Origin of the sequence: Methylophaga nitratireducenticrescens (genome assembly GCF_000260985.4) — a bacterium.
Taxonomy (GTDB): Bacteria; Pseudomonadota; Gammaproteobacteria; order Nitrosococcales; family Methylophagaceae; genus Methylophaga; species Methylophaga nitratireducenticrescens.
Map to the genome: position 1 here is coordinate 165,977 of NC_017857.3, position 12,416 is coordinate 178,392.

Annotated in this window: 10 protein-coding genes; 3 read left to right on the forward strand and 7 right to left on the reverse strand. The window is 45.8% G+C overall.

Annotation, left to right across the window (positions count from 1 at the left end; genetic code table 11):
- Nucleotides 1-88 precede the first annotated feature (88 nt).
- Nucleotides 89-1,471 carry an argininosuccinate lyase gene (argH, locus tag Q7A_RS00755; protein WP_014705397.1) on the forward strand — a complete coding sequence of 461 codons (1,383 nt, stop codon included), beginning with the start codon at nt 89-91 and terminating at the stop codon, nt 1,469-1,471.
- A 91-nt stretch (nt 1,472-1,562) separates the two neighbouring features.
- Nucleotides 1,563-2,927 (forward strand): DUF5924 family protein, encoded by a 1,365-nt coding sequence (locus Q7A_RS00760; protein ID WP_014705398.1) that lies wholly within the window; start codon nt 1,563-1,565, stop codon nt 2,925-2,927.
- On the opposite strand, the gene Q7A_RS00765 is transcribed toward Q7A_RS00760, so the two are convergent.
- From Q7A_RS00765 to Q7A_RS00795, 7 genes are all read right to left on the reverse strand, one after another.
- Entirely contained in the window at nt 2,924-3,139 is a 216-nt protein-coding gene (locus Q7A_RS00765; protein WP_014705399.1) for a hypothetical protein, read from the reverse strand. The two genes, Q7A_RS00760 and Q7A_RS00765, sit on opposite strands and share 4 nt — an antisense overlap.
- A 26-nt stretch (nt 3,140-3,165) precedes the next feature.
- On the reverse strand, nt 3,166-3,516 hold the full coding sequence (locus Q7A_RS00770; RefSeq protein WP_014705400.1) for a DUF3325 domain-containing protein: 351 nt from the start codon (nt 3,514-3,516) through the stop codon (nt 3,166-3,168).
- Nucleotides 3,516-5,159 (reverse strand): PepSY-associated TM helix domain-containing protein, encoded by a 1,644-nt coding sequence (locus Q7A_RS00775; RefSeq protein ID WP_014705401.1) that lies wholly within the window; start codon nt 5,157-5,159, stop codon nt 3,516-3,518. Before Q7A_RS00775 ends, Q7A_RS00770 begins: the two co-directional genes overlap by 1 nt.
- The gene (locus Q7A_RS00780) at nt 5,156-5,437 is read right to left on the reverse strand and encodes a DUF3649 domain-containing protein (RefSeq protein ID WP_014705402.1); all 282 of its coding nucleotides are present in this window, start codon (nt 5,435-5,437) and stop codon (nt 5,156-5,158) included. The genes Q7A_RS00775 and Q7A_RS00780 overlap by 4 nt, the downstream gene beginning before the upstream one ends.
- Nucleotides 5,438-5,972: 535 nt before the next feature.
- Nucleotides 5,973-8,384, reverse strand: a complete 2,412-nt coding sequence (locus tag Q7A_RS00785; protein ID WP_041354172.1) for a TonB-dependent siderophore receptor — start codon at nt 8,382-8,384, stop codon at nt 5,973-5,975.
- Nucleotides 8,385-8,464: 80 nt separating this feature from the next.
- The gene (locus tag Q7A_RS00790) at nt 8,465-9,472 is read right to left on the reverse strand and encodes a FecR family protein (RefSeq protein ID WP_014705404.1); all 1,008 of its coding nucleotides are present in this window, start codon (nt 9,470-9,472) and stop codon (nt 8,465-8,467) included.
- A complete protein-coding gene (locus Q7A_RS00795) occupies nt 9,472-9,987 on the reverse strand; it encodes a sigma-70 family RNA polymerase sigma factor (protein WP_014705405.1) in 516 nt (171 codons plus the stop codon). Before Q7A_RS00795 ends, Q7A_RS00790 begins: the two co-directional genes overlap by 1 nt.
- Before the next feature lie 312 nt (nt 9,988-10,299).
- Here Q7A_RS00795 and Q7A_RS00800 point away from each other — a divergent pair, with 312 nt between their 5' ends.
- A complete protein-coding gene (locus Q7A_RS00800; protein WP_014705406.1) occupies nt 10,300-12,375 on the forward strand; it encodes a catalase in 2,076 nt (691 codons plus the stop codon).
- Nucleotides 12,376-12,416: the final 41 nt, after the last annotated feature.

The window sequence follows — 12,416 nt, forward strand, 5'->3', positions numbered from 1 at the left end:
CCATCAATTCTAACATTTTCCTCTGCGGATCCACGAGCAGCCGCGTTATAATGCGATTTTTTTCTGCCAGCAATCACAGGCCCGCGCCATGACCGCATCTGATAAAAAGCTTTCTTCTGCCCGACTCACCCAACCTACTAATAAATTTGTTGAGGAATTCACGGCTTCGGTAACCTTCGATAAACGCATGTACCGGCAGGATATTCAGGGTTCCGTCGCGCATGCCTCCATGCTGTGCAAAGTAGATGTGCTGACGACAACTGAACGCGATCAAATCATTGATGGCTTGCAGCAGATTGAAAGTGAAATCGATAACGATCAGTTTGAATGGTCGATTGCGCAGGAAGATGTGCATATGAACATCGAATCCAGACTGATCAAACTGATTGGTGAAGTCGGTAAAAAACTGCATACCGGTCGGTCACGTAATGATCAGGTGGCAACCGATGTGCGTTTGTATCTGCGAGACATGATTGTGCCTGTTCGCAGTGAATTGCAACGCTTGCGTTCGACTTTGCTGGATGTGGCAGAGCGTGAATTCGATACCATCATGCCCGGTTTTACCCATCTGCAAACTGCCCAGCCAGTGACATTTGGTCATCATATGCTGGCCTGGTTTGAGATGCTCAGCCGTGATCTGGAACGGCTGGATGACTGCACTAAACGGGTCAACAGTCTGCCATTAGGTGCTGCCGCACTGGCTGGCACAACCTTCCCGATTGATCGTGAATACACCGCTGAACTGCTTGGTTTTGAACGTATCTGTCGCAACTCGCTGGATGCGGTCAGTGATCGCGATTTTGCCATTGAATTTAACAGCTTCGCCTCATTGCTAATGATGCACCTGTCGCGGTTCTCAGAAGAATTGATCATCTGGTCCTCGGCCCAGTTTGATTTTGTTGATCTGGGTGATGCCTTTTGTACCGGCTCATCAATCATGCCGCAAAAGAAAAACCCTGATGTGCCGGAACTGGTACGCGGTAAAACCAGCCGGGTTTACGGCAATCTGTTTAACCTGCTAACGCTAATGAAAAACCAACCATTGGCGTACAACAAGGATAATCAGGAAGATAAAGAACCGCTGTTTGACACCATCGACACATTGCTTGGCTCGTTACGTGTCTATGCCGATATGCTCGCAGTAATCACCGTCAAAAAAGACAATATGCGTCTGGCGGCTCTGAAAGGTTATGCCACCGCCACCGATCTGGCAGATTATCTGGTGCGTAAAGGCGTTGCTTTCCGTGATGCCCATGAGGTAGTTGGTCTGTCAGTTGCCTATGCCATCAAACAACAAAAAGATCTGTCGGCATTAACACTGCAGGAACTGCAGCAATTCAGTGATCAGATCGGTGACGATGTATTTTCTGTATTAACCCTGGAAGGCTCAGTGGCAGCTCGCAATCATCTGGGGGGAACTGCACCGGAACAGGTTAAAAAAGCGATTCAAACCGCCCGTAACGAACTGTAACTCTTTCTGGCAATCAGCAGCTTTCTGATAGCAGTTATAACTAACTGATAATCGTTATTTTGCTTGTTTACTCACCGGTGCTTCCGCTCAAATGGCGTCATTAAAATCGTTTGTATTTGCTCTGATTGAACTGGCCAAACGCTGGCCTGGGCTGATTGCTGGCATTGGTTTTATTTCCGGTCTTGCCAGTTATTTTCTGGTAGAACGTAAAGAATCACTGGCGCAGGTTATCGCTATCCTGATGTTGGTCAGCTGGGTTTTTCTGGTACTGGAAAACTGGCTACGAGAAAGCTTCAAAAACCGCTTTGGCTTTAATATCCCACCCACGCTAATGCATTACGTGACACAGCTGGTGCATCAGGAAAGTCTATTTTTTGCCTTACCGTTTTTCCTTGCCGTCACTACCTGGAATCACACTCAGGCCGGATTTACCGGATTATTGATTTTATGTGCATTAATATCGGTGATTGATCCACTGTATTACAAACAGCTTGCCCCACGCCGCTCGCTGTTTGTTATCTTTCATGCCTTGGCTTTATTTGCCGTATTACTGGTCGCTCTGCCCATCTTGCTGCAACTGACTACCGGTCAAAGTCTGGCGTTTGCCCTAATTGCTTCCCTGCTGTTCAGTCTGCCGAGTTTAGTGAAATTTGTTGCCAATGGTCGCTGGTGGCGACGGCCGTTAATGACATTAATGTTGGCCGCTTTAGCCGCTGGCTTGTGGCAAGTCCCCAGCTTAGTCCCTCCCGCAGCATTGCGATTAACAGAGTTTAATCTGGTACAACAGGTTGATCGTGAACAACGTACGCACAGCATTCATATTGATCGTCTTGGTGTGCAATCCCTGAAACGCGATGGCATATATGCCTGGACCGCTATCCGCGCACCTCGCGGCTTGCAGGAAAAAATTCATCATCTTTGGCTCCATAACGGTAAACAAGTCGATCGAATCACGCTGAATATTGAAGGCGGCAGTGAACAAGGCTATCGGGCCTGGACACAAAAATTGAATTTCCCAGAGGATCCGGTCGGTAAATGGCAGGTCAAAGTGGTCACGGATTCAGGGCAGCTGATCGGTATCAAACGCTTTAGCGTTGAAGCCAGCATTGATGAACGGGAAAGTCTGCTTGAGCGTCTTAAACCACCGTTTTTTCAAGAGCCAATCGAAGATCAGCAGAACATTGAAGATGCTGACGACACTCAACAACCGGAGAATACTGAAGAACAACAAAGCCTGTATGAGCGTCTAGCGCCGCAGTTTATTCAGGAGATGACCGAAAGTCAGGAGAACCCTGAAGAATCGGAAACTGTTCAAGAACAGGAGGGTACTGAAACACCGGAAAACACAGAAGAACCGGAAAACGTCCAAGAGCAAGAAAGGGATGATCAAATACAACAAATCCCCGAAGAACTAAACAGCACTGAAGGGCATGAGAACTCTGAAGAACAGAATTAATCCTTACGCTTGACCCCAAGAAACGAAGCGACCGTTAAAAATAGCATCCAAACCAGGTAGCTTGGCAACCAGACTGTCCACCAACCTTCTTCCAACGGTGAGGATGAAAGCGGATCGATATAAAAATAGGCATAAAGATTCAATGCCAGGTTAATCAGTAACCCTATAATCGCGATAAAACTTAATATCGAATTCAGTCTGATTTTCTTCATAAAAACTCCATGAATCAAATTCGAGATTAATTGAGCCACAAAACGATACAAGCAGATAAGCCAATCAAAGCCAGAAGAAGCGCTTTTGTTGCTGCAAAGCGTGGCCAGTAAGCCAATAAACCGACCCATATCAGCGCCGCCACCGATAGCAGCCCCAGCCAGACAACAATACCCACCACAACACCCCACACACTGATAGCAGGCCATAAGGAAACTATCAGTAGCATAGTAGAAGAAATTCGCAATAGACGAGTCCGACTGACTAATAATTTAGCTGAGTTTAATTGTGAGTAGTGTCTGGGCATCGCCAGGCTCAAACCCGCCATACCGGCATAACATAATGCTGTTGCGAGCAACATCATCAGTAACATTTGCATTACGCTGCCTCCGACTTGGTTTTATAACTACTGGACTTTCGTGACGCTGCTTTATGTTGTTTGCTTTTCAGTATTTTGACGCAGCAAACGCCCAACACACCGAACAACACGACGGTTAATTCCAAGCCGACATTCAGCCAGTCACCCTCAATGAAATAGCTGATTAAATGTTGCCCTGTCGTCAGCCAGTTGAGGATGGGCAGTAATAAACATAACGTAGAAAATGTCGATAACTGCTCTATCCAGGCTCGAGAAGCGGGTCGTAATGCTGCATGTAATAAGCTGCCCAGCCAAATGAAGAAAAACAGTTTGATTTCCCAGCTGGCGCGCTCCGGTACATCCAATGGCAACAGCCGATTCACCCAAAAATACGCCACACAGGCGATCATTAATCCGCTGATAGCGCTGATATTAAGGACTTCAATAGCACGGTAGACTTTTGGTGTTTGCGTCCCGAACTCATTCAAGGATTTTTGCCGGCGTTTCACCATAAACAGAATGGCGCCGGTGGCCATCATGATGGTGCCAGCCATGCCCAGAATAAAATAAATCCAGCGAACGGTATAACCGCCAAAATTGGCAAAATGTAAGGTCCGCATAATACGTTGTGCGGCAAAGGCACTACTTTTATCAAATGTTTCCGGTGCTTCGATATGAATCATTTCACCGGTTACCGCATCAAAAATAACCTGACCGGAACTCAAAAATAATAAGCGTCCAGTATTTTTCTCCTGCTCAAACAAGCCAAAGATTTTAGCAACCGCACTACTGTCACCGGGATGCTCGACACTGATAAAACTACCCGGTTTCTCCATTAATGCTTCGCTCTGTTTAAACAGCTCGGTCAACAATAAAACATCAGCTTCAATACCTGTCTCTGGGCGATGCTCGGGTTGGTTGAACACCTCGGCAAAGAAACTCTGTGGTTTGTCATAATTGGCCAATACTCCGGCTGGCATATAGATCGACACAAAGATCACCAGCCCGCTGTAGGCAATCATCAATTGAAATGGTAACGATAAAACCGAAGATGCATTATGTGCATCGAGCCAGCTGCGCTGGCCTTTACCCGATCGAAAGGTAAAAAAATCTTTGAAGATACGTTTATGAATAATGATGCCGCTGACCAAAGCCACCAGCATGATCATGGTAAAAAATCCCACCAGCCAGATACCGGTCATACCGGCATGAAACTCAAAATGCATATGCACAAAGTGATGACCCCCCTGAGTCTCACGCTGTTGCTGATCAGGAATTATTTCACCGCTAACAGGATGTAACCGGCGCTGCTGAACTTCGGCATTATCATCTTCCCAGGATAAGCCAATTGCTGGATCGGCCTCACTGGGCAACCGTATGCGCCAAAAATGGCTTTGGGGGGCGACCTTTCGCAGAAAGTTTTCACCTTGAGTGACTGCATCCAGGCGTTGCTCTTGAGTACTGGTTGCGGGATCAAATTCACCGATTAATGCCCGTTCAGGCGTCATCCAATGGGTGATGGCATCATCAAAGACACCTATGGTTCCCGTTAAGAAAATGGCAAATAATGCCCAACTGGCAACTAAGCTGCCCCATGTATGCAACCAGGCCATCGATTGACGGAATCGTCCTTGTTCAATACTTACATCCGTCGATTTGCTCATCGTAACCACTCCGTCAACAGCAAACCTAAGCCGCCAATAATCACTGTTGCACCTATCATTCCTATCCAGGCACGTTTGGCATTTTTAACGGCAAACACCCAGATGACCGCGGCGGTATACACGGCAAAACTCAGTAATGCGCTGGTAATAACGGCATCGGCACGAGATAAAGGCAAAATCGCGGCAATCAAAATCATCACTGCCGAGGTCAATAAATAGCCACCTAATGTAGCGGCCAGCACCAGCGAAAAAATTCGGCCAGAGTAAGACAGGGTCATATTGGGGTGTTCCATAAACAGTTTTAGCGAGTAAAACAGTCATCGATTATTCTGTTTTGTTTCAACAACATTGATAAAAGTCAGAAAATTTCAGCAACTTATTTAAAGCCGAATAACACCACCTAAAGGTCCATTTAACAGGGAAAGTGGTTTTATATGCGTTATTAATGATATAGATTATCGTTTGCATTTGTAATTAACAAGTATCTCTTTTCTCTATATAGTCAGATTCCGATTTAGCTACACTTTGGCACCATTGGTCTCGATCCCACAGAAGCCGCTATGGTTCCTCGATAGTACCCAACTACACTGGCATTAATATCGATATCTGCTGAATTAATATGGGGCGAAGACTTTCCCGGTTAACGTGGATGACGGCATACATGTTTTAGGTCGGTGTTCCCCATACTTCATAAGTAGAGTCGGATTTATGCAGCACTGCCATTAAATCTTCTTTAATCAGATTATAAAGCCGATTAACCATTGCTAACCTTCTGCATGATATGCCGCCATATCATGCAGAAGTATTTTTAGATTAGAGTGACAAACTGTAGGTCAAATAGAAACTTCTCGGTGCCCCGTAGGTGTTGTAATAGTTTGGAGCGCCGACACTTTCAAAGTATTTGCGATCAAACAGATTGTTCACGTTCAATTTCACCTCTGAACGCTCATTAATTTGATATTTCGCTAGTAACCCCACCAATGCCACACCGCCCTGCTCAGTTCGATAACCTTCAACACCGTTGTAGTTAGCACTCTCCTGGTAAACCTTGCTGTGATATTGCATATCACCACCAATACTCCATTTAGTTTGGGGTAACTGGTAAATAGTCGACAGCCTGAAAATATGTTGCGGCAACTGTGTATTGTACTGCTGACCTTTCTCTTCACCAGAGGCATATTCACTATCCACATAGCTATAACCGGTCATCATATTCCAGCCCGGTAACAACTCCCCAGCCAGGTTGATATCGATACCTTCGCTGACGACTTTACCGGAAGCGGTGTAACAGCTTCCATCACACAGCGTATCTGGTGCAATGGTCTCATCCACCTCGGCCAGATTGGTTTGTTCCAATCTGAAAAGCGCCAGACCGGCATTGAGTTTGCCACCATAAAACTCAGTTTTAACACCAACCTCATAATTACTGCCGACCACCGGTTCAATAAAATCACCACTGGCTTTCTGGCGGTCCTGTGGGTTAAAAATGTCTGAATAGCTGGCATACACCGAAGCCCACTCATTCAGATCCTGCACAATACCGACATAAGGCGAAATTTCCTGGGTGGCCTTGAGCGATTCACTTTCAAACCAGCTCATCCGCGCGCCAAGAATCAATTTCAGTGAATCATTCAGATTAAAGCGGCCCGCCGTATAGATGCCATCCTGAGTGGTTTTTTCCTTACGCGGCCAGGGATCAAATTGGCTATTGTCGGGATAAGGCCGGGTCGCCGGATCATAGGTATATAAATTGGCGGGAATATCCGTGTAAATGCCCCGACTACGATTGGTCTGATTGACCGTATTAGCACCAAATACCAGCTCATGTTCCCGGTTAAACAGTTGCACCGGACCGGACAGATACACATCAAAGGCATTAGATGCAAACTCACGTTGCAACAGCACCGATCGAGAGCTCAGACCACCACCCGTAGCAAGATCCACTTCACCCGACATAAAAACACTTTCATTATCAACATCAGTTTCACTGCGATTAAAAGTGGCTCTTAACTGCCAGTTATCTGCCAGTTGTTGATCCAGTCTCAGGGTATAAAGACGATTTTCTTTTTCCATATCCCCCCAGGTCGCACCAAAATATTTTGATCGGTTATAGCCCAGATCCTGACCTTGAGGCCCCATTTGCACCCCATAATCATCGTTATATTTATTATTCTGAAACTGTACATTCGCTGTGACCGTGGTGGTGTCGGTCAAATCTCCTTCCAACACCCCATAAAATACCCGGCGATTACTGTATTCGTAATCCACAAAGGAATTCTGTTTCTGATAGGCCATCACCATCCGTCCACGAATAGCGCCGGATTCAATTAAGGGTCCGGAGACATCACCAACAGCACGCTGGAAATCCCATGAACCACCGGATAATTCAAACGATGATTGTGGTGTGGCCGTTGGCATTTTTCTGACCATATTGACCGTCCCACCTGGATCACCGGCCCCCGTTAATAAGCCCGACGCACCTTGCACAATCTCTACATGATCCAGAATCGCACTGTCGGGTGATGGATTACGATTCTGCTCACTTATTCCCCATGGATTCTGCACGCCGTCATACTGGGTTTGTAATGAAAAACCACGGGATAAATACGCACCGCCATTCAAGCCGCGGTTATAAACATATACCCCGCTGGTACTACGCAGCACATCATCCATTTGGTGATAACCGAAATCCTTGATTTGCTGACTGGTCACTACAGTGATGGTTTGCGGCGTTTCGCGTAGCGACATGTTCAAACGGTTGATGCTATTAACCGAACCGGTGGTATAGGAACGCGAGCCCTCGGTGAGATTTCCTATCTCAGAGGCACTGACTTTAACCGGCGATAAAGTCACACTTTCTGATTGTTGTTCAGCTGATGTGGCCGGTTCAATCACATAACCACTATTGGTTTCTCTGGCCTGAAAACCACTACCCGTCAGCAGTTGAGCAAATCCTGAACTGACGGTGAACGATCCTTGCAAGCCTTTACTTTGTTGTTGGGCAATCTGGTTTTGATCCATGATCACTGCCACACCAGCTTGCTGGGCAAATCGATTCAATGTTTGCGCCAGTGGCCCAGGGGCGATATTAAATTGCTCGCTCTGCTCGGCAGCTTGCACTGGTGCAGCCATCATTAACGCCGGGGATAATCCAATTAATAGGGAGGCCAGTAATGGTTTAATCATAAACCGTGGTCGATAAGAGTATGGAGTCGATGGCTTCATAAAATTTCCAATTTTTTGTGAGTGTTATGAGTTATGACGAAGCCATTCACAAAAGCGGAAATAAAAAAGCTCAAAAAAAACTAATCAGATAGCGAAACGTATTTAAGATATGGCGTAACCACCCGTATTTGTAACTCTGGGAACTTGGCCAAAAGTAAGTCTAATGCCTGATCCGGCTTATCCAACGGCAACACAGCCGAAATTTGCATTGATTCAAGCTGTTTTCGATTAAACAGAATGCGGCCTTTTTGATACCGATCCAGCTCGGTCAGAATGTCTGTTAGAGGCATGTCATCCACCAGTAACGTTTTGGAATCCCAGCCGCGTTGCCAACTATTGGCATCGATTTTTTCAATGCCAGCAAAAGCATATTGATTGAAAGTCACTTGCTCACCCTGCTGAATCCGTTTTGGTTCACTGGCTTTGGCCAGGTCGATCTGCACCGCAGATTCGAGCATGATTACTCGGGTTTGTTGATCAGAATGGCGCACCATAAACCGCGTACCCAACGCCTGAATTTGACCATGCGGTGTTTGTACAACAAAAGGCCTTGAGGCATCTTTTGCGACATCTACTAAAATTTCACCGGTGACCAGTTTGAGCTGACGTAACCCATCGTTAAACTCAAGACTCACTGCACTGCGACTGCCCAAAGACAATTGCGAACCATCTTCCAACGTATGCTGCTGCCATTCGCCGGTGTCGGTTCGTAAATCAGCCAATAGATAGGCTGGTGGATAAATCTGCGTGATTATCCAGCCCGGTAACAATAAAACCGCCAGCAGCGCCAAAGTATTTATTGCTTTGCGAGAGCGTGCTTTACGCTTTTCTGTAACTCTTAATCCAGCATCAAGGCTGGTATTGAGGATCTGCTGACGCTTATCACCTAGCTGATGGATGGCGTCAAACTTTCCCAGCAAGGCTTCCATTTTCTGCGCTGCTTTAGCGTGTTCTGGATGGGCTTGTTGCCATTGCTTATATTGCTGCTGCAGTAAGCCGTTATCTTGTGAGTCATCGGACAAGGCGACCACCCACTGGGCAGCCTGCTCAGCTATTGGTTTATCCTGATTTAGATTTTGATTTGCCATCAAATAGCAATATTCAACCGATGCAGATCCAGCAGAATCTGGGTTAGATAATGTCGGACCATACGCGAACTGACGCCCATTTTGATTGCGACGTCGCTTTGCTTGATGCCATCCAGATAGTGCAGCCGAAATGCGGTTGCTGCTTTATCAGAAACATTGGCAAGTACATGACTCAGCTGCTCCAATAACTCAATTGCCGACAAAATCAAATCAGGTGATGGATAGCTGTCTGGCATTTCCTGCATGGCTATCTGCAACTGCTGCATAAATTCGTCTTCAATGGCCTTTCGACGCGCTTTATCAATTAACAGATTTTTTGCCGTAGTTGTCAGAAAAGCCCGAGGTTCATGAATCTCTGTCAAAACGCGTCGCGAAGTCAGTACCCGAAGAAATGTGTCATGTGCGACATCTGCTGCATTTTCCTCACAGGCAAGACGCTTTCTAAGCCACTGATATAACCAGGAATGGTGCTTTTTATAGAGTGCTTCGACGTGGGATTGTGCAGCAACAGTCATAAATACAGCAGATCATCAACTCAATGTAAATGAGACACATTATCGTTTGAATGGCAATTTGACAAGTTATTTGTCCATTAAAAATTCTTTGTAACCAATAACTACAGTCTGCCATTAATTCTGAATTTGTGATTCAGTTCACTTTACTCAGGTTAATGCATATCGCTGAGTGCGGTGGAGAATGGTTTTGAGCTTGGGGCGTTTAATGCTTTAACTGCCGTGGTTTAAATGGTCACGACAGGTCCTCACCAGATAAAAAACGTCTATTTCTCGTACAAATTCCCTATATCCCAGAATAAGTAAGGAGAAGTCATGGATAATAATTCCGATCCAAAAAAACCTCGTGGAAATGGTGGAGAACATCACCAGCAAGCAACCGGAAATACCTCCACCCTGACCACACAACAAGGCGGTCCGATTGCAGACGATCAGAATTCATTAAAAGCCGGAGCACGTGGTCCAACCCTGTTGGAAGATCACATCTTTCGCGACAAGATTTTTCATTTTGATCATGAGCGTATCTCTGAACGTGTTGTGCATGCTCGTGGTTTTGGTGCCCATGGTTATTTTGAAACAACCGAAACACTTGAAGATATCACCAGTGCCGATATCTTCCAGCGAAAAGGCGAGAGAACTCCTGCTTTTGTTCGCTTTTCAACTGTTGCAGGCAATAAAGGCTCAGCCGATCTGGCCCGTGATGTTCGCGGCTTTGCTGTCAAACTGTATACCAAGGAAGGTAACTGGGATATTGTCGGTAATAATATCCCGGTTTTTTTTATTCAGGATGCCATTAAATTTCCCGATCTAATCCATGCGGCTAAACAGGAACCCGATCGCGGTTTTCCTCAAGCACAAACCGCTCATGATAATTTCTGGGATTTTGTTTCATTAATGCCAGAAAGCATGAATATGCTGATGTGGATCATGTCGGATCGAGCCATCCCGCGTTCATTCCGTTTTATGGAAGGATTTGGCGTTCACAGCTTTCGGCTTGTCAACAAAGAAGGTAAGTCACAGTTTGTAAAATTTCATTGGAAACCCAAACAAGGCTTGCAATCAGTCCTTTGGGATGAAGCGCTGAAAATCAATGGTGCGGATCCGGATTTTCATCGTCGCGATCTCTGGTCAGCCATTCAACGTGGTGATTATCCGGAATGGCATCTGGGCATGCAGATCTTTGATGAAGAATTTGCCGAGCAATTTGAATTTGATGTACTCGATGCCACCAAAATCATTCCCGAAGAACAAGTTCCCGTTCGTATCGTCGGCCGTTTGGTATTAGACAAGGTCGTTGATAACTTTTTTGCCGAAACTGAACAAGTGGCATTCTGCACCCAGAATATAGTCAAAGGTATTGATTTTTCGAATGATCCCTTGTTGCAAGGACGAAATTTCTCTTACCTTGATACACAGCTGAAACGGCTTGGCGGTCCCAATTTCACCCATTTACCAATTAATGCACCTAAGTGTCCAATGCATCACTTCCAGCAGGATGGTCATATGGCAATGTGCAACCCAACCGGTCGGGCTAATTACGAACCGAACAGCTGGGGGGAAGAAGATGGTGGTCCCCGTGAATGTCCGGTTAAAGGATTTGAAAGTTTTCCTGAAGAAGTCGAAGGCACCAAGCAACGCGTTCGTTCAGAGACTTTTGCTGATCATTACAGTCAGGCCCGGCAGTTTTATATCAGCCAGACCGATATAGAACAGCAACATATTATCAATGCCTTTTCGTTTGAGCTCAGCAAGGTCAAAACACCGGCAATCCGTAAACGCATGGTTAGTCATCTGCTGAATATTGATCAGCAACTGGCCGAAAATGTCGCTGAAAAACTGGGTATTGATCCGTTACCGGAACCGGCTGATGCAGCTATGCCAACGCGTGATGATCTGCCCGCTTCTGACAAATTGAGCATTCTCAAAAATGGTCCTGATAGTTTTAAAGGCCGTAAAGTTGGTGTCTTGATGACGGATGGATTTGATGCTGATATTTTCAAATCGCTGGAGAAATCACTTAAAGCAGAAGGGGCAATGTTTGAAGTTGTTGCGCCACATACCGGTGAAATCACCAGCAGTGCTGGTGACAGCATCAAGGTTGATGAAAAGGTTGATGGCGGACCTTCGGTGTTATTTGATGCCATTGTGATTTTGACTGGTAGCGACGGTGCGAAAATGCTGGCAGAAATGCCACCGGCTTTAACCTTTGTCAGTGATGCCTTTAATCATATGAAATTTATTGGTTACGCTGAGGATGCCATGCCGCTTTTGAAAAAGGCCGGTATCAGTGAGATGCTGGATGAAGGCTGTTTGCAGTTGACCAATACTAAAACCACGGACGAATTTACCCAAAACTGTCGTGATATTCGTTTTTGGCAACGTGCTGGCTAGTTGGTTTTTATGATGAAATAACCAGTTGAATCAGGTCACCC